Origin of the sequence: Actinophytocola sp. (genome assembly GCF_035712165.1) — a bacterium.
In the GTDB taxonomy this organism is placed as follows: domain Bacteria; phylum Actinomycetota; class Actinomycetes; order Mycobacteriales; family Pseudonocardiaceae; genus DASYTH01.
The window spans coordinates 1-23,557 of sequence record NZ_DASTBH010000480.1; the positions used below are offsets into that span (position 1 = coordinate 1).

A 23,557-nucleotide genomic window follows, 5' to 3' on the forward strand; every position below is an offset into this window, starting at 1 on the left:
TGGCACGCCGGGGTCAGAACCGCGGTGGGCGCTTCTCCAGAAAGGCCCGCACGCCTTCGGCGTAGTCGTTGCTGGCGACGGACAGGGCGTACAGCACGTGCACGGCTTCGTCGTCCTCGGTCTGACCGGCGACGATCCGGCTCACGATCGTCTTGGCGCCCCGGACGCTGATCTGGGCTCGCTCGGCGATGGTGCGGGCCAGGTGCCGCGCCCGGTCCGGCAGTTCCGCGGCCGGGTGCAGTTCGTTGACCAGACCGATCCGCAGGGCCGTCGCCGCGTCGATGAGGTCGCCGCTGAACAGGATCTGCTTGGCCCAGGCCGGGCCGACCGCGTCGACGAGTTGTTTCGTGGAGGTCAGGTGGTAGACGATGCCGAGCTTGGCCGGGGTGATCCCGAAGCTGGCGTCGTCGGCCGCGATCCGCAGGTCGCAGGCCAGCGCGAGCTCGCAGCCGCCGCCGATGCAGTTGCCGGTGATCGCGGCGATCGTCGGCTTGGGGCACGTGGCGATGGCCCGCTCGGCCGCGTGCACCGCCGCGCTGTACCGGGCCGCGCCCTCGGCGTCCGCCCGCAAGGTGGCGAACTCCCCGATGTCCGCCCCGGCCGAGAAGTGGTCGCCGCCCCGGATCAGCAGCACCCGGACCGCGTCGTCGGCTTCGACCTTGCTCAGCAGTCCGGGCACCGCCGACCACATCTCGTAGCTCATGGCGTTGCGCTTGGCCGGCCGGTCGATGGTCAGGGTCGCCAGCGCCCCGTCCACCGCCAGCCGCAGATACTCCGTCACCCGGCAACGGTAACGGCCGGTCAGGGCGAGGTGCGGCCGAGGGCGACGACGCCGGGACGGGGGACGACTTCCTTTCCCCGCACGAAAGGTGCGGGCAATAAAAATGGTGTTCCGCGTGGCGGTACGCGCGCTTGTCCGCCCGGTCCGAACGGCGAAACCTGGGTGGTTCCGATCGTGGAAGGACGTGATCTCATGCGTAGGACACGAATATTTCTTGGCGTGCTGCTGGCGGCGTTGACCATGTTGGCCGTGCCGGGTGCCGCCCAGGCGGATCCGACCATCGACATCGTCTGTGTCGGGCAGGAGGACGCCACCTTCGATCCCGGGCTGCGACTGTTCGAACAGGACGTCGACATCGCCAGCCACATCGACTACGAGTGCATCGACGACACCATCGACTCGGGCACCACCGACTCGGGCGGCGACGACATCCCGCTGTCCTGCCTGTCCATTCTGTTCTCCAGCTCCGGCGTGTGGGAGATCGTTTGGGACACCACCGCAACCAGCACCTTCGAGTTCGACTACACCGTCAGCCAGAGCGGCGGGCAGACCATCATGACCGCGATCGGCGCCATCACCGCCGGCGAGTTCACCGGCTCGGACGCGGTCATGACGCTGACCGGCGGCTCCTTCAGCACCCAGACCTGCCTGTTCGCCCCCGGCGTCACCGACAACACCAGCGCCGTCACGCTGACCATCAGCCACTGAGCGTCCGGGCTGGTTGAATTCCCCCTGTCCAAGGAGGTCATCTGATCGACTTCGAGAATGCCCACCCCTATGCCATCCCGATGCGCACCCGGTTCCGGGGTATCACCGTGCGCGAAGGCGTGTTGATCCCCGGACCGGCCGGGTGGGGCGAGTTCTGCCCGTTCGCCGACTACGACGACCGCGAGTGCGCCGCGTGGCTCGCCACCGCCATCGAACAGTGCACCGGAGGCTGGCCGGAGCCGGTCCGGGACCGCATCCCGGTCAACTGCATCGTGCCGGTGGTCGGGCCGGAGCGGGCGTACGAGATCACCGCCGGTTCGGGCTGCGGCACGGCCAAGGTGAAGGTCGCCGACCACGCGGACTCGCTCAACGAGGATCTTGCCCGGGTCGAGGCGGTGCGGGACGCGCTGGGACCGGGCGGGGCGGTGCGGGTCGACGCCAACGGCGTCTGGGACGTGGACACGGCGGTCACGCACATCCGCGAGCTGGACCGGGCGGCCGGCGGCCTGGAGTACGTCGAGCAACCCTGCCGCACCATCGAGGAGTTGGCGGCCGTGCGGCGCCGGGTCGACGTGCGCGTCGCCGCCGACGAGTCGATCCGGCGGGCGGAGGACCCGCTGCGGGTCGCGGTCGCGGGCGCGGCCGACGTCGCGGTCCTCAAGTGCACGCCGCTGGGCGGGGTGCGCCGGTCGCTGCAGGTCGCCGAAGCCGCCGGGCTGCCGTGTGTGGTCTCCTCCGCGTTGGAAACCAGCGTCGGGCTCGCCGCGCAGGTCGCGCTCGCGGCGGCGCTGCCCGAGCTCGAGTTCGCGTGTGGCCTGGGCACGTTGTCGCTGCTGACCGGCGACGTCGTGCCGACGGCGGCGGCGCTGCGTCCGGTGGACGGCTACCTGCCGGTCCGCCGCACACCGCCGGCGCCCGATCCGGACCTGCTCGACACCTACGCGCTGACCGACCCCGGGCGCGCCGCGTGGTGGCGGGACCGGCTCGCCCGGGTCAGCGCCGGCTAACGGTCCAACAGGGCGCGCAGAGCGGCCAGGTCGTCGTCGAGGTGGGTCTGGGCGAGCGTGAGGTCCTGGCAGAACTTGATGTAGTCGGCGACGCAGCGGTCGGCCTCGGCGCGCACGGAGGCGCGCAGGTCGGTCTCGCGCTGCCGGGCCTCGGCCTTCTCGGTCCGCTCGCGGTGCAGTTGGTAGCCGGCGACGCCCAGCGCGGCCAGGGCGGGCACCAGCGCGACCCAGCCGATGGCGAGGATGAACAGCAGGAACGCCACGGCGGCGCCGAGCGCGCCGTAGGCGACGCGCCTGCGGTGGGTGCCGTGCGGGTCCAGCCGGCGACGGATGGCCCGTTCCAGGGACGCCTCGTCCGGGCCGCTCTGGCTGACCAGTACCGGGTAGCCCGCCACCCGGGCCTCCACCTGCTCGGGCGGTGCCGTCCGGGCCTGCTCCGCCAGCCCTTCGGCCGCGGCCAGGATGTGCGTTGCCGACATCCGGATGCCCAGCGCCCGCCGGCCCGGGTGGGTCTCGTCGACGACGTCCGCGCGCAGCAGCGCGACCAGCGGCTCGACCGGAGTCTCCCAGCCGTCCGGCGCGGTGGCCTTGGCCGTCGCCCCGTTCGACTCGATCACCTTGCGCAGCTCCCGTTCCCGGGTCAGCAACGGCAGTTCCAGCGGGCTGCCCTCGTCGACCAGCAACTGCAGGGCGTGCCGGGCGGTGGAGTCGACCTCGCCGGCCGGCTTGTCGCCCTGTTCGAGGCCGGCGGCCACCCAGTGCCGCAGCACGGTCAGCCGCTCGGCGCCGTCCAACGCCGTGATCAGACCGGTGGCCTGGCCGAGCGCACGCGGCACGGCGACCGGCGGATCGGGTCGGACGGCCGAGCGCCAGGCGGTGACCGACGCGGCGCGTTCCTTGTCGTCCAGGGTGTCCAGGCGCGCCCGGCCCAACAGCAGCACGTGCTCCCGGGCGCCGGCGTCGAGCAGCCCGTCGGCGGCGAGCAGCCACACGGCGCGCTGGTACAGCAGCGGGGTGGTGTCGAGCTCGGGCAACGCGTCGGCGACCATCGCCGGGGTGACCGTCTCCGGCCGGCCGAGCAACGCGGCGCCCAGCACGTGAAACAGTGCGGCCCGGTGTGGGTCGCGGGAGCGCGCCAGCGCCAGGGCCGGCTCGGGCGCGGCGGCGCCGTCGGTCAGGGCGTGCAGCGCGGACAGGGCCGGCGCCAGCCAGTAACCGTCCACATCGGACAACTCGCCGGGTAGCGGGTGCTCACCGAACAGCTGCCGGGCCCGGTGCCGCACCCGGGCGTGCGCGTCGAACAGCGTCAGCGTCATGCGCAGGTCGCTCAGCTCGACGAACGCGTCGAAGGCGGACGCGAGCCGGCTGAGCCGCTGCTCGAGTGATCCGCTGACCTTCGACAGCTCCGACTGCAACCGGCTCGTCGACGAACGGGCCGCGTACTGCAGGCCGGTCAGCTGGTTCTGTAACTCGCTGATGTCGCGATCCTGCTGCTTGTCCCAGCCGTACTGGCTCCAGTACATCGTCCACCCCAATCCATGCGGCCCTCACACCGCTGAGACGCGCGCCGGACCATTCTGGCCCCATGAGATTCCGGCCGGTCATCCTGCTCGCGGTGCTCGCCGCCGTCACCTCCTGCTCCGGCGGCACCGGAGTCGGCGAGGTGCCGGCCCCGACGTCCGGCGGAGCACCGTCCACACCGTCCAGCACGGTGGGCACGCCCGGGTTCAAGGTGGAGACCGTGGCCGGCGGCCTGTCGCACGGGTGGGACATCGGATTCCTGCCGGACGGCAAGGTTCTGGTCAGCCAACGTCCGGGCCGGTTCACGCTGCTGTCCAGCGGCCAGCCCGGAGCGAGCTCGACCCAGGTGCGGGCCGACACCGCCGACGTGCTGGTCCGCGGTGAGGGCGGCCTGATGGGCATGGTGATCCATCCCGACTTCGCCACCTCGCGGCAGTTCACCACCTGCCAGACCCACACCGAGGGCGGCAAGCCCAAGGACATCCGGCTGGTGACCTGGCGGCTGGCCGACGACGGGCAGAGCGCCTCCCGGGTCAAGGACCTGCTGACCGGCCTGCCGATCAGCACCGGGCGACACTCCGGCTGCCGGCCGACCCTCGCCCCGGACGGCGCGCTGCTGGTCGGCACCGGCGACACCGCGTCCAACCCGCTGATCCCCCAGGACCGCAACAGTCTGGGCGGCAAGGTGCTGCGGATCGACCTCGGGACCGGTCAGCCCGTCGCGGGCAACCCGGTCCCGGGTTCGCGGATCCTCACCTTCGGCCACCGCAACGTGCAGGGCGTGGCGATCCGGCCGGGCAGCGGCCAGGTGTTCACCGCCGAGCACGGGCCGGACAAGAACGACGAGGTCAACCTGATCAAGCCGGGCGCCAACTACGGCTGGGACCCGTCCCGGGGCGGCGCGAATACCACGCGCTACGACGAGTCGGTGCCGATGACCGACCTGCAGCGCTTCCCGGACGCGGTGCCGGCGATCTGGCAGTCCGGTGAGACCACCGAGGCGATCTGCGCGGCGACGTTCCTGTCCGGCCGGCAGTGGGGCACCCTCGACGGCGCCCTGGTGATCACCGCGCTGAAGGGCGCCAAGGTGCTGCTGCTGACCCTGACCGAGGCCGGAACCGTTGCGTCGGTGGCCATCCCGCCGGAGTTCAACGACCAGTTCGGCCGCCTGCGCGCCGCCCGCACCGGCCCCGACGGCGCCCTCTACCTCACCACCACCAACGGCGACGACGACAAACTCCTTCGGGTGACACCAGCATGATCGGACCCGAAGCTCCGGACCCGGATGCCAACATCTGCGCCATGACGTCCCTGGAATCCCACGAACGCCGGATCACCAAGCTCGAAGGGCGCGTGACCGAAGTCGAGACCCACTACGGCGAGAGCATCTACAACCTGCGCCGGGAACACATGGAGACACGCCTCGGCGTCCGGGAGATCCTTGACCGCCTGGGGCTTCCGCGGATCACGCAGGAACAGGTGGACGAGGCGCTCGACGAGGAGTAGCTCGCACACTTCCGCGGCGCCTGGCGGCGCTCAGGGCCGGGGGCGTTCGCGGAGGCCGGGTTTGCCCTCCAGGTGGGACAGGCCGTTCCAGGCGAGGTTGACCAGGTGGGCGACGACCTCGTCCTTCTTGGGTTTGCGGACCTCCAGCCACCACTGGCCGGTGAAGGCGACCATGCCGACCAGGGCCTGGCTGTAGAGGGTGGCGAGCTTGCGGTCGTAGCCTCGGGCGCCGAACTGCACGGCGAGGATGTGCTCGACCTGCGACGCGATGTCGTTGAGCAGGCTGGAGAACGTGCCGGTGGAGGCGGGCACCGGGGAGTCCCGCACCATGATCCGGAACCCGTCGGCGGACGATTCCACATAGTCCAGTAGCGCGTGCGCGGCGCGCTCCAGCAGCACCCGCGGGGCGCCCTGCTCGTCCAGCGCGGAGGTCATCCGGCCGAGCAGCGCCTGCATCTCCCGGTCCACGACGACGGCGTAGATGCCTTCCTTGCCGCCGAAATGCTCGTAGACCACCGGCTTGGACACGCCCGCCCGGTGCGCGATCTCCTCGACCGACGCGCCGTCGAAGCCCTTCTCCGCGAACAGTGAGCGGGCCACGTCGAGCAGTTGCTCCCGGCGCTCGCGCCCGGTCATGCGCACGCGGCCGACCGGGGTGCCCTGGCCGCGGGAAGTCGCCACCTCGACACTCTAGGTGTTGCGCCCGCGGCCCCGCCGCCGGGTTTACTCAGCGCCCGCGGTGATCTTCGCCAACCGCTGCTGGGTCGGCCAGCGCACGTCGTAGACCCAGCCGAACTTCTCGAAGATCCAGATCAGCCGCGCCGAGGTGTCCAGCTGGCCGCGCTTGACGCCGTGCCGGGCGCAGGTGGGGTCGGCGTGGTGCAGGTTGTGCCACGACTCGCCGAAGCTCAGGATCGCCAGCGGCCAGAAGTTGGCCGCCTTGTCCCGGCTGACGAACGGCCGCTCGCCGATCATGTGGCAGATCGAGTTGGTGGACCAGGTGACGTGGTGCAGGATCGCCACCCGCACGAACCCGGCCCAGAAGAACGCGGTCAGCGCTCCCCACCAGGACCAGGTGATCAGCCCGCCGAGCACGGCCGGCAGCACGAAGGTCAGCGTGGTCCACAGCACGAACTGCTTGTTGACCCGCACGATGTCCTGGTCGGCCAGCAGGTCCGGGGCGAACCGCTGCTTGTTGGTCACGTCGGTGTCGAAGACCCAGCCCATGTGCGCGTGCCAGAACCCGCGGGTCAGCGCCCACGGCGACGTGCCGAACAGCCACGGCGAGTGCGGGTCGCCCTCCTTGTCGGAGAAGGCGTGGTGCCGGCGGTGGTCGGCCACCCAGGTGATCGGCGGTCCCTGCACGGCCATGCTGCCGGCGATGGCCAGCGCGATCCGCAGGCCCCGCTTGGCCTTGAACGAGCCGTGCGTGAAGTGCCGGTGGTAGCCGACGGTGACGCCCAACCCGGCCACGTAGAAGAAGAACACCGCGAGCAGCACGTCGACCCAGGTCAGGCCCCAGCCCCAGGCCAGCGGCACGGCGGCGATCAGGGCGGCGAACGGGACCAGGATGAACACGTACACCGCGATCTGTGTCGGCAGGTTGCGCCGGCCTTCGGTGATCGGTTTGGGCCCGCGTTCGGCTGTCCCGGTGTCCTGCTCGAGGGTCGTCGTCATCCTGGTGTACCTCTGTATCTACTAAGGCCGACCTAACTTACGACAGCGTAGGTTGGACACCCGGACAACGCCAGTCCCATGGGGTAATCGCCACGCTGCGTAGTGTGATCCACATAACACCCGATTGGACGCGCGGGGAATTTAGTTGCCGCCGCGTACTGACCTGCGGTGGGTGGTCGTGCCACGATGTCCGCTGGACACGGGTTGGCAAACCGGTCGTCCACCAGTGATCCGCCGTGGTGTAAAGGCAGCACCTCAGATTTTGGTTCTGATGGTTCAGGTTCGAATCCTGGCGGCGGAGCGGGGAGTGGTGCGGGAGAACCATGACGACAACACAGACGAATGACGGTCTGACCAAGGGGTGGACCGCAAGCGTGACAGGCGACACGGACCGCGACGGGAGCCCGGAGGGCACGGAGCTCCCGGGGCTGAACGAGCGGTCGGACGCCTGGCTTGTCGGGCGCGCCCGGGAGCTGCTGCCGGACTCCGCCCTCGGCGAGACCGACGAGCTGCAGCGGCGGACCGAGGAGCTCGACGGGCTGCTGGCCGAGGCCCAGCACCGCGGCGAGCCGCGGATGGTCGCCCAGCTGCTCCGGGCCGCCATCGTGATCCGGGTCGGCGACAGCCAGTTCGCCGACTCGGCCGAGCCGCTGCTCGACGAGCTGCTGGCGCACACCAAGCGGCACGGTCTGGCCGTGCTGCAGGCCGACACGCACGCCTTACGCGGCCGCCGCCAGCTGCTGGTCGGCGCCGAGGACAAGGCGCTGTCCGACGTCGCGGTGGCGCTGGCGATCCTCGACGAGGACATCACCCCGGACGCGATGCTCGGCCGGCGCACCTCCGACGTGCTGATGGCCGAGACGCTGATGGACATCGGCCTGGTGCTCACCCAGCTCGGCGTCTACGAGGCCGCCGACAAGGTGATGACCAGGGCCAACCGCTACGTGCGGGCCAGCGGCGGACCGCAGATGATCTCGGTGCACCTGGTCAACCGGACCCGGTTGCTGCTCGGCTGGGGCTTACATCTGGAGCGGATCGGCGAGAACTCCGCGGCCATCGAGCGGTTCACCACCGCCGCGGCGATCGCCACCGCCCTGGACGCGTTGTTCCCGGACGGCCCGGACGAGGCCGCCGTGGCCACCGAGCCGGTGGTCGGCGCCGCGCACGCGCTGGCCCACCCGTCGACGATCTGGACCGACCGGCTGTCCCAGCTGATCGAGGCGCCGCTCTACCCGCGCGACCGGATCCTGGTCGCCATCGCGCTGGCCCGCTGTCTGGAGACCGAGTCGCACACCGAGCAGGCGGTCAAGGTGCTCGGCGACGTCCGGGACTGGCTGGCCGACGGGTCCGAGCGCACCCTGCGGGTGTGCCTGATCCGCGAGTACGCCCGGCTGTCCGGCACCGAGGCCGGCGAGCGCACCGCCAACGCGCTGGAGACCTATGCCACCGAGCTGGAAGAGCAGCTGTGGGCGATGCGCGAGTCGCGGATCACCACCCTGCACACCCGGCGCGAGCACGAGCGGCTGTCCCGCCGGCACGGCACCGTCGAACGGCAGGCCCTGCAGGACCCGCTGACCGGGCTGCCGAACCGGCGCGCGCTCGACGAGCGGCTGGAGAACCTGGTGGCCTCACCGGCCAACCACCCGCTGGCGATCGCGCTGGTGGACCTGGACGGCTTCAAGGTGGTCAACGACCGGATGTCGCACGCCGAGGGCGACGACGTGCTCCGGGTGGTGGCCAGCACGCTGCGGGACACGTTGCGCGGCAACGACATGGTCGCGCGCTACGGCGGCGACGAGTTCATCGTGCTGCTGCCCGGGGCGCCACTGCACGCCGCCGAGGCCGCGCTCGGCCGGGCCGCGGCCGCGGTCGCCGCGTTACCCAACGACCTCTCGCACGGCGTGACGCTGTCGGTCGGCGTGGTCTCGTTACGCCCGCAGGAGACCGCGAGCCGGGCGCTGGCCCGCGCCGACGCCGCGATGTACCAGGCCAAGCGCAAGGGCGGCAACGGCGTGATGGCCGTCTCGGCCGGCGGTGAGGCCGGCCGGTCCGGCGGTTCGGGGCTGCCGGGACTGTCCGACGTCGCGGCCGTGACGCTGGCCACCGAGCTCGCCGAAGCCGCCGCCGACCAGACGTGGGTGCTGCCGGACAGCCCGTAGTATCGCCACTGCCTGGGTAGTCCCAGTGTTCGGTGGACGTGTACTGAATCGTTGGAGAGCACCTGATGCCTCGCCGTGGCCGCACACAGCTCGGTTCGATCGTTCTGGCCGCCGGGGAGGGCACCCGGATGCGGTCGGCGACTCCCAAGGTGCTGCACGGCATCGCCGGCCGCACGCTGGTCGAGCACGCGGTCCGGGCCGCGGCCGGACTCGACCCGGAGCACCTGGCCGTGGTGGTCGGGCACGGGCGCGACCGGGTCGGCGCGCACCTGGACACGCTGGCCGGCGAGCTCGGCCGCCCGGTGACGGTCGCGGTGCAGGAAACCCAGAACGGCACCGGACACGCGGTGTCCTGCGCGCTCGACGCGCTGCCCGGCCTCGCCACCGGCACCGTGCTGGTGACCTACGGCGACGTGCCGCTGCTGGACACCGCCACCCTCACCGCCCTGCTCGACGAGCACGACGCCGCCGGCAACGCCGTGACCGTGCTCACCGCGGTGGTCGACGACCCGACCGGCTACGGCCGCATCCTGCGGGACCCGGACGGGGCGGTCAGCGCGATCGTGGAGCAGAAGGACGCCACCGAGGAACAGCGCCGGATCGCCGAGATCAACTCCGGGATCTACGCGTTCGACGCCGAGGTGCTCATCGCCGGGCTGGCCCGGCTCGACCCGCACAACGCCCAGGGTGAGCTGTATCTCACCGACGTGATCGGCATCGCCCGCGCGGCCGGACACCGGGTGGGTGCCCTGGCGTGCGCCGACGAATGGCTGGTGCGCGGTGTCAACGACCGGGTCCAGCTCGCCGAACTGGGCGCCGAGTACAACCGGCGGCTGCTGCACCGGTGGATGCGCGCCGGGGTGACCATGATCGACCCGGCCAGCACCTGGCTGGACGCCGGCGTCGAACTGGCCGCCGACGTGCTGATCGAGCCGGGCGTGCAACTGCGCGGGCGCACCGTGGTCGGCGCGGGCGCGGTGCTCGGACCGGACACCACGCTCATCGACATGGAGGTCGGCGCCGGGGCGACGGTGATCCGCACGCACGGCACCGGCTCCCGGATCGGTCCGGGCGCGAGCGTGGGTCCGTTCGCCTACCTGCGGCCCGGCGTCACGCTCGGCGAGCGGGGCAAGATCGGCACCTTCGTCGAGGCGAAGAACTCCGAGATCGGCACCGGCTCGAAGGTGCCCCATCTGTCCTATGTGGGCGATGCGACCATCGGCGACTACACCAACATCGGCGCGGCCAGCGTGTTCGTCAACTACGACGGTGTGGCCAAGCACCGCTCGGTGGTCGGGTCGCACGCCCGGACCGGTTCGGACAACATGTTCGTGGCACCGGTGCACATCGGCGACGGCGCCTACACCGGAGCCGGGACCGTGGTCCGGCGCGACGTGCCGCCCGGCGCGCTCGCGGTCTCCGGCGGACCCCAACGGATACTCGACCGGTGGGTGCTCAAACACCGCCAGGGCACCCCGGCGGCCGAGGCGGCACAGCGCGCGCTGGACTCCGAGACCGGCGAGAATGAGGGCCTCGGTACGGACCTGGACGGCGAGGGATGAACATGAGCGCGAAGTCCGGTACCCCCAAGAAGAACCTGATGTTCCTGTCCGGCCGGGCCCATCCGGAACTGGCCGAGGAGGTGGCCAAGCACCTCAACGTCAGCATCACCCCGCAGTCCGCCTACGACTTCGCCAACGGCGAGATCTTCGTGCGGTTCGAGGAGTCCGTGCGCGGCACCGACGCGTTCGTGATCCAGAGTCACGCCGCGCCGATCAACCAGTGGGTGATGGAACAGCTGATCATGGTGGACGCGCTGAAGCGGGCCAGCGCCAAGCGGATCACCGCGATCATGCCGTTCTACCCGTACGCCCGGCAGGACAAGAAGCACAAGGGCCGCGAGCCGATCTCGGCCCGGCTGATCGCCGACCTGTTCAAGACCGCGGGTGTGGACCGGATCATGACCGTGGACCTGCACACCGCACAGATCCAGGGGTTCTTCGACGGCCCGGTGGACCACCTGCTGGCCCAGACGCTGCTCTCCTCCTACGTCAAGGACGTCTACGGCAACGCCGAGGTCACCGTGGTCTCGCCGGACGCCGGGCGCACCAAGCTCGCCGAGAAGTGGGCCGACGACCTGGGCGGCCGGCCGATCGCGTTCATCCACAAGACCCGGGATCCGCTGCGGCCCAACGATGTCGTCGCCAACCGGGTGGTCGGTGACGTGCGCGGCCGGCTGTGCGTGGTGGTCGACGACATGGTCGACACCGGCGGCACCATCGCGAAGGCGGTCGAGCAGCTGATCCGCGAGGGCGCCGACGGCGTGGTGATCGCCGCGACGCACGGCGTGCTGTCCGGCGACGCGCCGGAGCGGCTCACCCGGTGCGGCGCGCACGAGGTGGTGTTCACCAACACGCTGCCGATCCCGGACGAGAAGCGTTTCGCCGGCCTGACCGTGCTTTCCATCGCCCCGCTCCTGGCCAGGGCCATCCAGGCGGTGTTCGAGGACGGCTCGGTCACCAGCCTGTTCGACGGCAATGCCTGACCCCCGTTCGTGATCACGGTAAGCAGCACGTAAACTAGCGGGGTTGCCTCGGCGAGGGCGGGCTCGACAACCTGGCGTGATCGACGCGGCGGCTTGTATGCCGCGCGTTCGCGTCCGCTCGCCGCCGAAGGCCGCCGCCCCTTCAGTCTTGATCCGCAGGTTTCCTCAGCAAGGAGTGCACCACCGTGTCCGAGGTCCGTCTCGCCGCCGAACCGCGCACCGAGTTCGGCAAGGGCGCCGCCCGCCGCACCCGCCGCGCCGGCAAGATCCCCGCGGTCCTCTACGGCCACGGCTCCGATCCGCAGCACCTGGCGCTGCCGGCGCTCGAGTTCGCCCGCGTCGTGCGTGAGCACGGCCAGAACGCGGTGCTGACCCTCGAGCTGGGCAACGCCAGCAGCGAGCTCGCGCTCACCAAGACCGTCACCACGCACCCGATCAAGAACTACATCGAGCACGTCGACCTGCTGCTGGTGCGGCGGGGCGAGAAGGTCACCGTCGAGGTCCCGATCGTGATCACCGGCGAGGCGTCGCCGGGCACGCTGATGACCCAGGACCTGACCACGGTGCAGATCGAGGTCGAGGCGCTGCACATCCCCGACCAGCTCGAGGTGTCCATCGAGGGCGCCGCGCCCGGCACCCAGATCAACGCCGGCCAGGTGACGCTGCCGGCCGGCGCGACGCTCGCCACCGACGCCGACGCGCTCGTGGTCGCGGTGAACGTGGCCCCGACCGCCGAGGACCTCGAGCCCACCGAGGGCGCCGAGGCCGTGGAGCGTCCGGCGGCCGACGAGTCGGACGAGTCCGAGGAGAACTGACCCGGTCAGCGGAGCCCGGAGTGGCGCGCGTCCCGGCCGAAGGCTCGGATCTGTGGCGGCAGGCCACCGTCCGGCGAGGTCGCGGGTGCGCAGCCAACCGGCCCGCCCCGCAGATCCGATCGCGCGCGCCCCATGAATGACAACACAGCTTCGGCCCTGACCGTGGTCGTCGGCCTGGGCAACCCAGGCCCGCAGTACCTCGGTAACCGGCACAACGTCGGGTTCCTGGTCGCCGACGAGCTGGCCGACCGGATGGGCGGGAAGTTCAAGGCGCACAAGGCCGGCGTCGAGATCCTGGAAGGCCATCTGGCCGGCGCCCGGGTGGCCCTGGCCAAGCCGCGCACCTACATGAACCTGTCCGGCGGGCCGGTGGCCGGCGTGCTGCGCTTCTTCAAGGTGCCGCTGGACCGGCTGGTCGTCGTGCATGACGAGCTCGACCTGGCGTACGGCACGGTGCGGCTCAAACTCGGCGGCGGTGAGAACGGCCACAACGGACTCCGCGCCGTCACCAAGTCACTCGGCAGCAGGGACTACCATCGCGTGCGGTTCGGGATCGGCCGGCCGCCGGGAAGGATGGACCCGGCCGATTTCGTGCTCCGCGACTTCTCCGCGGTCGAGCGCAAGGAGTTGGCGTTCGCCGTCGACCGGTGCGCCGACGCGGTGGAGGCGTTGGTCAGCATGGGATTGGAGGCCGCGCAGAATGTTTTCCACGCCGGCTGACGACGGAGGCAGCTAGCGAGATGGATCGAGCGCTCACCCCGGAGGACGTGCGGTCGGTCGTCTTCGACAAGGCGCCGCTCGGCAAGCGGGGCTACAACGAGCAGCAGGTCGACGACTTTCTGGACCGGGTGGAGGACACCCTGGCCGGCGAGGACGGCCTGACCGCCGAGGAGGTCCGCACGGTCGTCTTCGAGGACGCGCCGCGGATCAAGCGCGGGTACAACGAGGACCAGGTCGACCGGTTCCTCGACGACGTGGTGCGCACGCTGGAGCAGTTGGCCCGGGTGGACTCCGACCGCTCGGCGCCGCCGCGCCGCAAGCCCGCCGCGCACCCCGCCGGCCCGGAGCCGATCCCGGTCCCGGGCCCGTTGCCGTCCGAGCAGACCACCCCGATGCCGTTCGTCCAGCCGCCCTCACTGCCCGGCCCGGCCGGCTACCCGGCAACGCCGCCGGACGTCGAGCCGCCGTTCCAGCTGCTCGCCCTGCCGATCCCGCCGGCTCCGCCCGGCGCCCGCGGCTACCGCCCCGGCGACGTCGAGAAGCTGGCCCGGCTGCTCACCATCGCCATCGAGCGACCGGACGGCCCCACCTCGGCCGACCTGCTCAACGCCCGCCTGGCCCGCACCTTCTTCAACGGCCAGGGCTACCACACCGAAGCCGTCGACGCCGTCATCGCCGCCTGGGTCGAAGAACTCCGCAACCGCGAGGGGTAAGGGCGCCTCTCCGCTGGAACGCAACCACCGCATCCAAATTCCGGGAGGCGGCTCAGCCTTCGCGGGCCTGGATGCTGGCGGCGAGTTGTTCGCCGGCGGCGGCGCGGCGGAGCTTGCCGGAGGGGGTCTTGGGCAGAGTGCCGGGGGGAAGGACCAGGACCGCCGAAGGGCGGGCGTTGATGGCTTCGAAGACCCGGGCGCCGACCTGCTTGCGCAGCGTGCGTTCCGCGGCCTCGTCGCCGGCCAGCCGGGACTCCACCACCACGGCGAAGCGCTCCCGGCGGCTGCCGGCGTCCAGCCGGACCGCGACGGCGTTGCCGGCCCGGACACCGTCCACCGAGGTGGCCGCGCGCTCGACGTCGGTCGGGTAGATGTTGCGACCGGCCAGGATGATCACGTCCTTCTGCCGGCCGCAGATGACGATCTCGCCGTCCACCAGGTAGCCGATGTCGCCGGTGGCCAGCCAGCCGTCGGCGTCCTGGGTCGGCACCGGACCGTTCACCGTGAGGTAGCCGGGAGTGACCGCCGCGCCGCGCAGCCGGATCTCGCCGACCTCCCGCTCGCCGAGCCGGTTGCCCTCCGCGTCCACCACCTCCGCCTCGATGCCCGGCAGCGGCCGGCCCAGCAGCGCGAACGCCCGCGTCTCCGGACCGTCCTGGTCCGGGGCGACCGGCACCGCGCGGCCCTGCGCCTCCAGCTTGTCGGCGTCGATGTGGTCCAGCCGCAACCCGGTGAGCAGCGGCACGAACGACACCGCGAGCGTCACCTCGGCCATCCCGTACGCCGGGAACACGCACTCCGGCGCCATCTTGAACCGGGTGCCGGCCTCGGTGAACGACCGAACCGCCTTCTCGTCGATCGGCTCGGCACCGTTGAGCGCGAGCCGCAGCGAGGACAGGTCGTAGCCGGCGTCGTCCTCCGCCCCGCCCAGCCGGCGGCCGAGCAGCGCGTAGGCGAAGTTCGGCGCCGCGGTGATCGTGGCCCGGTACTTGGTGATCAGCTGCGCCCACAGCAGCGGCGCGGACAGGAAGTCCACCGGGGTGACCTTGACCAGCCGCACCCCGATGACCATCGGCGTCGTGTAGAAGCCGACCATCCCCATGTCGTGGAACATCGGCAGCCAGGACACCATGATGTCGTTCTCGACATCCAGCTCGGCCTTCTCGGCCATGGCCGAGATGTTCGTCCACAGGTTGCCGTGCGTGATCCGCACCGCCTTGGGCTCCGCGGTGGAGCCGCTGGTCAGCTGCAGCAGCGCCGGGGCGTCCTCGTCCACCTCGACGACCTCGGCCAGCGGCTCGCCCTCCCCCAGCGAGGTGATCAGCCGGTAGCCGATGCCGTGCTCGTCGAGCACCGGAGCCAGCGCCTCGAACGGCGCGCCGAGCAGCACCAGCTTCGAGTCGATCATGCTCAGCACCCGGACGGTGTCCTCGGCCCAGTGCGCGATGTCCGTGCGCGGGGTCGGCTGGTGCAGCATGGTGACGCTGCCGCCGGCCAGCCACACCGCCTGCACGGCCGGTCCGATCGCGGCCGGTTCCGCGGCGAGGACGGCGACCGCTGCGTGCTTGGCCAGCCCGTTCGCCACCAGGTCACCCGCGATGGCCCGGGCCTGTTCGTGCACCTGCGCCCAGGTCGTGTGCGTGGGTTCGGTCGGCTCACCGGTAACGACACCGTTACGCTGCCCCACCGTCGCGGCGGTTTCTAGCAGCCGGTCAACAAAAAAGCTCACGAGCATCACCCTAAAGGGGACTACTCGGCGGCATCCGCCGCCTCCAGCCACAGTTGTTCGGCCGAATCCTTGTCGGCCAGAACCTGGCGCAGCTCGGCGTCGAGGGTCAGCAGCCGCTCGGCGTCGGTGGCGGCCTCGACGAGCGCGCCGTGCAGCTCCGCCTCGCGCTTGGCCAGCTGGTCCAGCCGGCGTTCCAGCCGCGCCATCTCCTTGCGGGCGGCGCGCTGGTCGGCGGCGCTGGACGCGGCGCGCGGGGCAGCGGCCCGGGCCGGCGGCGGCTCGACGGCGGCGGCATCACGGCGGGTGAGGTACTCGTCGATGCCGCCCGGCAGATGCGTGACCTGGCCGTCCCCGAACAGGGCGAACACGCTGTCGCAGACCCGCTCCACCAGGTACCGGTCGTGCGAGACCACGACCAGGGTGCCCGCCCACGAGTCCAGCAGGTCCTCCAACTGCTGCAGCGTGTCGATGTCCAGGTCATTGGTGGGCTCGTCGAGCAGCAGCACGTTCGGCTCGGTCATCAGCAGCCGGGACAGCTGCAGCCGGCGCCGCTCCCCGCCGGAGAGGTCCCCGACCGGCGTCCACTGCCGGCTGGCCGGAAACCCGAACCGCTCCAGCAGCATCGACGCGGACAGCTCCTGCTTGCCCAGCGTCACCCGCCGGGCGATCTCCTCGACCGCCTCCAGCACCCGCAGCTCGTCGGGGAGGTCGGCAAGCTCCTGGGTCAGGTAGGCCAGCGCCACCGTCTGGCCCTGCACCCGCCGCCCGCGCTCGGGCTCCAGCGCCCCGGCGAGCAGCCGCACCAGCGTGGTCTTGCCCGATCCGTTCACCCCGACCAGGCCGATCCGGTCGCCCGGCCCGACCCGCCAGGTCACCTCCGACAGCAGCCGGCGGCCACCGATCGACAGCGTGACGTCCTCCAGTTCCAGCACCGTGCGGCCGAGCCGGCGTTTGGCGAAGGTGAGCAGCTCGACCGAGTCGCGCGGCGGCGGCACGTCGGAGATCAGCGCCTCGGCGGCCTCGATCCGGTAGCGGGGTTTGGAGGTACGGGCCGGCGCACCGCGGCGCAGCCAGGCCAGCTCCTTGCGGGCCAGGTTGCGCCGCTTCTCCTCGGCGGTCTCGGCCAGCCGGGCCCGCTCGGCGCGGGCGAACACCCAGTCCGCGTAGCCGCCCTCGTACTGCTCGACCCGGCCGAGCGCCACCTCCCAGGTCCGGGTGCACACGGTGTCCAGGAACCAGCGGTCGTGCGTGACCACGACCAGCGCGGTGCGCCGGGCCACGAGGTGCGCGGCCAGCCAGCGCACCCCCTCGAGGTCGAGGTGGTTGGTCGGCTCATCCAGGATCAGCAGCTCCAGGTCCTGGACCAGGGCCGCGGCCAGCGCCACCCGGCGCCGCTCGCCGCCGCTCATCGTGGAGACCGGGCTGTCCAACCCGAAGGCGGTGATGCCCAGCCCGGTCAGGATGCCGCGGGCGCGCGGGTCGGCCGCCCACTCGTGCTCGGCGGTCACGCCCAGCGGGTCCAGCACGGCGTTGCGGACCGTGGCGCCCTCCGGCAGCTCGGTGCGCTGGGTGACGACGGCCAGGCGCAGGTCCCTGGTCCGGCTGACCCGGCCGGAGTCGGCCGGCTCGATCCCGGCGAGCACCTCCAGCAGGGTGGTCTTGCCGCCCCCGTTGAGGCCGACCACCCCGATCCGGTCGCCCTCCCCGACCCCGAGGGACACCCCGTCCAGCAGCGGCCGCATGCCGTAGCTCTTGCCGACACCCTCCAGGTTGACCAGGTTGGCCATCAGGCGTGGACCTCGGGCGGGATCGGGCGGGGTGTCTCGTCGCCGCCGACGGCCCGCGCGCCCGGCACCGGGCCGTGCGCGACCCGCACCGTCCGGCAGACCCCGGCCCCGGCCAGCTCGGCCGCGACACGCAGCGCCGCGTCGCCGTCCTCGCACAGGAACGCGCAGGTCGGGCCGGAACCGGACACCAGACCGGCCAGCGCGCCTGCGTTGACCCCGGCGCGCAGGGTGCGGCGCAGGCCGGGCCGCAGCGACACGGCGGCGGCCTGCAGGTCGTTGCCGAGCAGCAGGGCGAGCTGACGCGGGTCGCCCGAGGCCAGCGCCTCGAGCACCGGTTCGACCGGCCCGAGCCGGGGCGGGTCGCCGTCGGCGCGCAGCCGGTCCAGCTCGGCGTACACCCTCGGCGTGGACAGGCCGTCCTGGTCGAAGGCCAGCACCCAGTGGAAGGTGTGCCTGGTCAGCACCGGGACCAGCTGCTCGCCGCGCCGGGTGCCCAGCGCCGTGCCGCCGTGCAGGGCGAACGGCACGTCGCTGCCCACCGTCGCGGCGATCGTGGTCAGCTCGTCCCGGCCGATCTCCAGCTTCCACAGCACGGCCAGGGCGACCAGCGCGGCGGCGGCGTCGGCGCTGCCGCCGGCCATGCCCCCGGCCACCGGGATGCCCTTGCGGATCACCACCCGGATCTTGAGGTCGTTGGGGTTGCGGCCGATGTAGGTGGCCAGCGCCCGCGCGGCCTGCCAGGCCAGGTTCTCGGCGTTGGTGGGCACCGCGGGCGCGCCCTCGCCGTGCACCTCGACCCCGGGCTCCTCGGCCACCGCGACGGTGACCTCGTCGGTCAGCGACAGCGCCTGGAAGACCGTGGCCAGCTCGTGGTAGCCGTCCGCCCGCAGCTCACCGACGCCCAGATGCAGGTTGATCTTGGCGGGCACTCGAACGGTGACGGGCGGCGGAACGACGGCGAGCACACCGTGCAGCCTACGGGGCGCCGCCGACCGCCAAACCGTGCTACGCCGCCACTCCGCGCAGGGCGGGCGGGACCGGTTGGACCACGCCGCCGCGGTCGGTGATCCAGGCGATGGCGGTGTCGGCGCGGGCGCCGGTGACGCCGACCCGGAACCGGGCCACCGGGGTCTCGCCGAGCCGGGTCAGGCCGCCGCCGAGCACCGGGAGGTCCACACCGAACCGGGTGGCCGCCTCGGGCAGCAGGGCGCCGACCGCGGCGAACCCGATCAGCACCACGTCCACCACCCGGTCGTGGCCGACCGCGCTGGCCGCCGCCGGGTCGATCCCGGGCAGCACCGACTCGGCCAGCCGGCTGTGCGGCCGCTGGATCAGTTCGAGCAGGCCGCCGCGTTCGACGATGCGGCCGTGGTCGAGCACCGCCACGTCGTCGGCGATCCGGCGGACCACCCCGGCGTCGGCGGTGGCCAGCACGACCGTGGCACCCAACTCGGCGCGGGCGCGGTCCAGCACCGCGAGCACGCCGGCCGCGCCGTCCGGGTCGAGCGCGCCGGTCGGGTCGTCGGCGAGCAGCACGGTGGGCTCGCCCACCAGCGCCCGGGCCACGGCGACCCGGCGCCGCTGGCCGGGGGTGAGCGCGTCGGGGTAGGCGGCGGCCTTGTCGGTCAGGCCGATGAGGTCGAGCAGTTGCCCGACCTTGGCGCGGCGCTGCGGGCCGTCCACGCCGGCCTGCTCGAGCGGAACGGCGATGTTGCCGGCCGTGGTGCGCTGGCCGACCAGCGTCTCCCCGGACGGCACCACGCCGATCCGACTTCGGGCCAGCCGCAGCCGGCGCGGGTCCAGTGCGCCGGTGTTCTCGCCGTCGAGCCGGATGACGCCGCTGTCCGGGCGTTCCTGCAGGGCGATCAGGCGGGCCAGGGTGGATTTTCCGGAACCGGCGGGGCCGACCACGCCGGCGATCGAGCCCGCCGACACCTCGAGGGTGACGTTGTCGACGGCGAGGACGGAGCCGGTGTTGCCACGGAACGACTTGGTGAGATTCTCCAGGGTGATCACGTCTGTACTCCCAGTGCAGCGCAAGAACGGCTGTCGTAGCAGCCAAAGTCCTAGGTAGACAGTCCGCGAGGGACTTCCGAAACCGAACAGGCGGGGCTCAGTGGCCCAAACAGCCCGTCACGGTTCGGCGGCACTGGTCGATGACGCGCCTCGACGTGAGGATTCGCATACCCGTCACTCCTCCATCGTTCCTGGCGGTAGCACCTGCCCACGGTGGGTGGTTGCTGCGGCGTCGTCGATCCAGGTCTCTCGGCCGCTCGGGATGGATAACTACGGCCAGTACACCTGACCGGCCGGGCCGAAGGCAAGCCACAGGAAAGACAAATGAGTGCTTACGTTTGTCACGTCACACCTCAGCCGGGCGCCGCCGCGGCCCCTAAGGCGTCCTCCGACCAGCGCGTGGTCCGCGATCCGGGCGAAGTCGGCGACGCTGAGCTGCTCGCCGCGCGTGGCCGGGTCCACGCCGGCCGACCTGAGCACCTCCTGAGCGCGGCTCGACGACCCGGCCCAGGTGGCCAGCGCCGCCCGCAGCGTCTTGCGGCGCTGCGCGAACGCGGCGTCCACCAGCCGGAACACGGCGGCCCGGTCGGCGCCCGACGGCGGCTCCCGGCGGGTGAGCAGGACCAGCGCGGAGTCCACGTTGGGCACCGGCCAGAACACCGAGCGCGGGACGGTGGCCACCCGGCGCACGTCGGCGAACCAGGCCGCCTTGACGCTGGGCACCCCGTAGACCCGGCTGCCGGGCCCGGCGGCCATCCGGTCGGCAACTTCGGCCTGCACCATCACCAGCGCGGTGCGCAGGTTCGGCAGCTCGGCCAGCAGGTGCAGCACCACCGGCACGGCCACGTTGTACGGCAGGTTGGCCACCAGCGCGGTCGGCACCGGGTCGAGCTCCCCGGCCGTGATCCGTAGCGCGTCGGCGTGCTTGACGACCAGCCGGTCGGCGAGGCCGGGCGCGCGTTCGGCGACCGTCCTGGGCAGCCGCCCGGCCAGCACCCCGTCGATCTCGACCGCGAGCACGGCCGCCGCAGCGGGCAGCAGTCCCAGGGTCAGCGATCCCAGGCCCGGCCCGACCTCGAGGACCACGTCGTCCGGCCGGAGACCGGCGGTCTCGACGATCCGCCGCACGGTGTTCGGGTCGTGCACGAAGTTCTGCCCGAGCCGCTTGGTCGGCCGCACCCCGAGCTCGGCAGCGAGCTGCCGCACCTGCACCGGGCCGAGCAGCCCCACCTCCGTCACCCGGCCGAGCCTACGGCGTGCCGCTGGTCGGGGTGGGTGGGTCAGGTGGGCAGGCCGAGCTTGCGGGCGCAGGCGGGCCAGGCGCCGTAACCGCCGCGGCGGTCGCGGACCAGGGTCGCGATGGCGATCTGCTGCTCGCGGGTGGCCAGGTCGGGGCGCGAGGCGTACTGGCCGCCGCCGTTGGAGTTCCAGGTGCTGATGTTGAACTGCAGGCCGCCGTAGTAGCCGTTGCCGGTGTTGATCGCCCAGTTGCCGCCGGCCTCGCACTGGGCCAGCCGGTCCCAGACCTCGGCGTCGGTGATCACCGGCTGCGGCGGCTTCTTGGTGCCGACCTTGACCACCTTCGGCTTGGCTTCCTTGGTGACCTTGGCGCCGATCTCCTCCTTGGAGACCTCTTTGCCGTTCTTGACGGTGATCCGGTAGGTGGCGATCCGCTCGCCGGGGGCGCCGGGGTCGAGGACGACCTCCTTGCCCCTGTCCATCTCCGGGTCTTCCTGCTTCTGCACCGGCGGGGCGACCTGCTCGGTCTGGTTGACCACCGTCACGCCCATGCGGCTGATCCGCACCTCGGCGCCGTTGGTGATCTTGAGGTCACCGGCCGGGGTGATCGCGTCGTCCGGGCCGAGGCTCAGCTTGAGCTGCTGGAGCAGCTCGGTCACCGTGACGGCGTTGGTGGTCAGCGCCTGCGGCTGGTTGCCGCCGTCGAACAGGGTGATGTTCTTGGCCGTCTTCAGCTCGAGGGTCATGCCGTTCAGCGGCACCTCGGTGTCGGCCCCGACCGACGTCCACAGCCCGTCGGCCGCCAGGTTGAGCTGCTTGAGCGCCTGGCCCACGGTGGTGGCGCGGACCCACAGGTCGCGCTGCTCGCCGTCCATGGTCAGGTGCAGCAGCCGGCCGCGCTGCAGGACGACCTTGCCGCCGTCGCCGATGCTCGCGCTCGGCGACGGGGACAGCGAGTCGTGCTCGCTGACCGCGACGCCCTCGTCCTCGAGCAGTTCACCGACCGTGGAGGCGTAGGTGTTGACCTGCTCGGTCTGGCCGTCCACCTCGATGGTGACGGACTTGTTCATCGCGATCGCCGCCGCGCCGCCGCCGATCAGGGTGACCAGCAGGGCGGCGATGGTGGACTTGAGGAAGCTCTGCTTCCAGCGCTTGACCGTCGTGCCCAGCCCGGACGGCTCCGGGGACTGGTAGACGTGCAGCGGCTGCGGGTGCAGCGCGGACAGGTCGTCCGGGATGACCGGTAAGACGGTGGTCTCGGCGTTGATCAGCCGGATCAGCTCGTCGACGTCGATGTTGGCCGCGGCCATCAGCTCGTCGGCCTGCGGGCCGAGCGCGATCTGGACGTCCTTCGGCGTGATCGCCAGCGACTCGGAGTAGCTGTTGACGTCGTCGTAGTAGTCGGGGAACTCCGACCGCCAGGAGCGGAAGTCCTCGCTCAGCACGGTGGTCGCGGGGGCGCTGGTCGTCGTTACCGGGGTGAACCAGTCGGTGTCCGCCGTGAATCGCGGATCGTCGGTCTCGCCGGTCCGGTTGCCAGTCACGAGCTCGAGTACCTCCTGAAGGCGGCAGGCCGCGTTCTACCGCGACATCCACGCATTCGTTCCGTTAGACCGTCCCCGAGCCAGCGAGCCTCGGCGCCCCGACTCGCGCCTGCCTGACTTCGGGCCTTGCACCCGCACCGGTTTGTTCCGGGTACGGTCACGGGACAGTAACGGTGCCGGGGACGTCGCGCAAACACTTCCGGGCGTGTCGTGAGTTCCGTCACACCACAGAAGTAGTAAATACCGTCACCCGTTCGGCCGAGGGAACCACTCTCCGGCTCCACCTTGACACGAGCCGTCACAACGGCGGTAACCGGAAGATCCGCTCGGCGTTCGCACCGACCGCGGCCGCCAGCTCGGCCAGCTCCGCGCCGCGCAGCTCGGCGAGGCCGGCCACGGTGTACGCCGCGCAGTACGGCTCGTTCGGCCGGCCCCGGAACGGATGCGGGGTGAGGAACGGGGCGTCCGTCTCGACCAGCAGCGCCTCCGCCGGGGTCAGCACCGCGGCCTCGCGCAGCGCGGCGGCGTTGCGGAAGGTGACCGTGCCGGCGAAGGAGAGCACCGAGCCGGCCGCCAGCGCGCGGCGCGCGATCTCGGCGTCCCCGGAGAAGCAGTGGAAGACCACCGGCGCCGGCGCGTCCTCCTCGGCCAGGATGCGCAGCACGTCCTCATAGGCGTCCCGGCAGTGGATCATCAGGGGTTTGCCGATCCGCTTGGCCAGGTCGATGTGCCAGCGGAAGGCCTCCTGCTGAGCCGCGGGCGGCGAGTAGTCCCAGTAGTAGTCCAGGCCGGTCTCCCCGACCGCGACGACCCGGGGCCGCGCCGCGAGCCGCTCGATCTCCGCCCGGTCGGCGTCGGAGAACGCCGCGGTGCGGGTCGGGTGGATGGCCACCGCGGCGAACACCCGGTCGTCCCAGGTGGCCGCCTCGGCGGCGAACCGCGCGGCGGCCAGGTCGTCGGCGACGGTGATCACCCGGGTCACCCCGGCCGCCGCCGCCCGGTCGACCATTGTGGACACCTCATCGGGTGCCTTGGCACCACAGGCATCCAGATGTGTGTGGGCGTCCACCACGGGCACCGGCAACGGCTG

General features: G+C 71.9%; 21 protein-coding genes, 1 tRNA gene and 1 riboswitch. Of the genes, 11 read left to right on the top strand and 11 right to left on the bottom strand.

Features of this window, described 5'->3' with window-relative positions; translation table 11 throughout:
* Positions 1 to 13: 13 nt before the first annotated feature.
* Positions 14 to 781, bottom strand: a complete 768-nt coding sequence (locus VFO68_RS27020; protein WP_325161208.1) for an enoyl-CoA hydratase/isomerase family protein — start codon at positions 779 to 781, stop codon at positions 14 to 16.
* Between the two features lie 192 nt (positions 782 to 973).
* Here VFO68_RS27020 and VFO68_RS27025 point away from each other — a divergent pair, with 192 nt between their 5' ends.
* Both VFO68_RS27025 and VFO68_RS27030 read left to right on the top strand, forming a co-directional pair.
* On the top strand, positions 974 to 1,489 hold the full coding sequence (locus VFO68_RS27025; RefSeq protein WP_325161209.1) for a hypothetical protein: 516 nt from the start codon (positions 974 to 976) through the stop codon (positions 1,487 to 1,489).
* A gap of 17 nt (positions 1,490 to 1,506) precedes the next feature.
* Complete coding sequence (locus VFO68_RS27030; RefSeq protein ID WP_325161227.1) at positions 1,507 to 2,496, top strand: o-succinylbenzoate synthase; 990 nt, start codon at positions 1,507 to 1,509, stop codon at positions 2,494 to 2,496.
* Here the strand turns inward: VFO68_RS27030 and VFO68_RS27035 are convergent.
* Positions 2,493 to 4,019 (bottom strand): hypothetical protein, encoded by a 1,527-nt coding sequence (locus tag VFO68_RS27035; protein ID WP_325161210.1) that lies wholly within the window; start codon positions 4,017 to 4,019, stop codon positions 2,493 to 2,495. The two genes, VFO68_RS27030 and VFO68_RS27035, sit on opposite strands and share 4 nt — an antisense overlap.
* 62 nt (positions 4,020 to 4,081) lie before the next feature.
* On the opposite strand from VFO68_RS27035, the gene VFO68_RS27040 reads away from it, so the two are divergent.
* Together VFO68_RS27040 and VFO68_RS27045 are read left to right on the top strand one after the other, a co-directional pair.
* Positions 4,082 to 5,278, top strand: a complete 1,197-nt coding sequence (locus VFO68_RS27040; protein ID WP_325161211.1) for a PQQ-dependent sugar dehydrogenase — start codon at positions 4,082 to 4,084, stop codon at positions 5,276 to 5,278.
* A 41-nt stretch (positions 5,279 to 5,319) separates the two neighbouring features.
* A complete protein-coding gene (locus VFO68_RS27045) occupies positions 5,320 to 5,523 on the top strand; it encodes a hypothetical protein (RefSeq protein WP_325161212.1) in 204 nt (67 codons plus the stop codon).
* 30 nt (positions 5,524 to 5,553) lie between these two features.
* Here the strand turns inward: VFO68_RS27045 and VFO68_RS27050 are convergent, their stop codons facing one another.
* Together VFO68_RS27050 and VFO68_RS27055 are read right to left on the bottom strand one after the other, a co-directional pair.
* Positions 5,554 to 6,159, bottom strand: a complete 606-nt coding sequence (locus tag VFO68_RS27050) for a TetR/AcrR family transcriptional regulator (RefSeq protein ID WP_325161228.1) — start codon at positions 6,157 to 6,159, stop codon at positions 5,554 to 5,556.
* Between the two features lie 87 nt (positions 6,160 to 6,246).
* Entirely contained in the window at positions 6,247 to 7,200 is a 954-nt protein-coding gene (locus VFO68_RS27055; protein ID WP_325161213.1) for an acyl-CoA desaturase, read from the bottom strand.
* Between the two features lie 230 nt (positions 7,201 to 7,430).
* Between VFO68_RS27055 and VFO68_RS27060 the strand changes: the two genes are divergently transcribed.
* The 7 genes from VFO68_RS27060 to VFO68_RS27090 all read left to right on the top strand — a co-directional run bounded on the left by VFO68_RS27060 (position 7,431) and on the right by VFO68_RS27090 (position 14,152).
* Positions 7,431 to 7,501 (top strand) — tRNA-Gln (locus VFO68_RS27060).
* A gap of 73 nt (positions 7,502 to 7,574) precedes the next feature.
* Positions 7,575 to 9,359 carry a GGDEF domain-containing protein gene (locus VFO68_RS27065; protein WP_325161214.1) on the top strand — a complete coding sequence of 595 codons (1,785 nt, stop codon included), beginning with the start codon at positions 7,575 to 7,577 and terminating at the stop codon, positions 9,357 to 9,359.
* A gap of 65 nt (positions 9,360 to 9,424) precedes the next feature.
* A complete protein-coding gene (glmU, locus tag VFO68_RS27070) occupies positions 9,425 to 10,921 on the top strand; it encodes a bifunctional UDP-N-acetylglucosamine diphosphorylase/glucosamine-1-phosphate N-acetyltransferase GlmU (RefSeq protein WP_325161215.1) in 1,497 nt (498 codons plus the stop codon).
* Between the two features lie 2 nt (positions 10,922 to 10,923).
* Entirely contained in the window at positions 10,924 to 11,904 is a 981-nt protein-coding gene (locus VFO68_RS27075) for a ribose-phosphate diphosphokinase (RefSeq protein WP_325161216.1), read from the top strand.
* A 185-nt stretch (positions 11,905 to 12,089) separates the two neighbouring features.
* The gene (locus VFO68_RS27080; protein ID WP_325161217.1) at positions 12,090 to 12,719 is read left to right on the top strand and encodes a 50S ribosomal protein L25/general stress protein Ctc; all 630 of its coding nucleotides are present in this window, start codon (positions 12,090 to 12,092) and stop codon (positions 12,717 to 12,719) included.
* 132 nt (positions 12,720 to 12,851) lie between these two features.
* Positions 12,852 to 13,439: an aminoacyl-tRNA hydrolase gene (gene pth, locus VFO68_RS27085; RefSeq protein WP_325161218.1), complete on the top strand. Its 588-nt coding sequence runs from the start codon at positions 12,852 to 12,854 to the stop codon at positions 13,437 to 13,439.
* A 20-nt stretch (positions 13,440 to 13,459) separates the two neighbouring features.
* Positions 13,460 to 14,152, top strand: a complete 693-nt coding sequence (locus VFO68_RS27090; protein ID WP_325161219.1) for a DivIVA domain-containing protein — start codon at positions 13,460 to 13,462, stop codon at positions 14,150 to 14,152.
* Between the two features lie 52 nt (positions 14,153 to 14,204).
* On the opposite strand, the gene VFO68_RS27095 is transcribed toward VFO68_RS27090, so the two are convergent.
* The 7 genes from VFO68_RS27095 to VFO68_RS27125 all read right to left on the bottom strand — a co-directional run bounded on the left by VFO68_RS27095 (position 14,205) and on the right by VFO68_RS27125 (position 23,551).
* Positions 14,205 to 15,881 carry a fatty acyl-AMP ligase gene (locus VFO68_RS27095; protein WP_325161220.1) on the bottom strand — a complete coding sequence of 559 codons (1,677 nt, stop codon included), beginning with the start codon at positions 15,879 to 15,881 and terminating at the stop codon, positions 14,205 to 14,207.
* Positions 15,882 to 15,901: 20 nt separating this feature from the next.
* Positions 15,902 to 17,668, bottom strand: a complete 1,767-nt coding sequence (locus VFO68_RS27100) for an ABC-F family ATP-binding cassette domain-containing protein (protein WP_325161221.1) — start codon at positions 17,666 to 17,668, stop codon at positions 15,902 to 15,904.
* On the bottom strand, positions 17,668 to 18,633 hold the full coding sequence (locus tag VFO68_RS27105; protein WP_325161222.1) for a 4-(cytidine 5'-diphospho)-2-C-methyl-D-erythritol kinase: 966 nt from the start codon (positions 18,631 to 18,633) through the stop codon (positions 17,668 to 17,670). Before VFO68_RS27105 ends, VFO68_RS27100 begins: the two co-directional genes overlap by 1 nt.
* Before the next feature lie 40 nt (positions 18,634 to 18,673).
* Positions 18,674 to 19,684, bottom strand: a complete 1,011-nt coding sequence (locus VFO68_RS27110; protein WP_325161223.1) for a methionine ABC transporter ATP-binding protein — start codon at positions 19,682 to 19,684, stop codon at positions 18,674 to 18,676.
* 179 nt (positions 19,685 to 19,863) lie between these two features.
* Positions 19,864 to 19,953, bottom strand: a riboswitch (SAM riboswitch).
* 1 nt (position 19,954) lies between these two features.
* The gene (gene rsmA, locus VFO68_RS27115) at positions 19,955 to 20,923 is read right to left on the bottom strand and encodes a 16S rRNA (adenine(1518)-N(6)/adenine(1519)-N(6))-dimethyltransferase RsmA (protein WP_325161224.1); all 969 of its coding nucleotides are present in this window, start codon (positions 20,921 to 20,923) and stop codon (positions 19,955 to 19,957) included.
* A gap of 41 nt (positions 20,924 to 20,964) precedes the next feature.
* Positions 20,965 to 22,467, bottom strand: a complete 1,503-nt coding sequence (locus VFO68_RS27120) for a transglycosylase family protein (RefSeq protein WP_325161225.1) — start codon at positions 22,465 to 22,467, stop codon at positions 20,965 to 20,967.
* A gap of 298 nt (positions 22,468 to 22,765) precedes the next feature.
* Positions 22,766 to 23,551, bottom strand: coding sequence for a TatD family hydrolase (locus VFO68_RS27125; protein ID WP_414635585.1), 786 nt, complete (start codon positions 23,549 to 23,551; stop codon positions 22,766 to 22,768).
* Between the last annotated feature and the right edge of the window lie 6 nt (positions 23,552 to 23,557).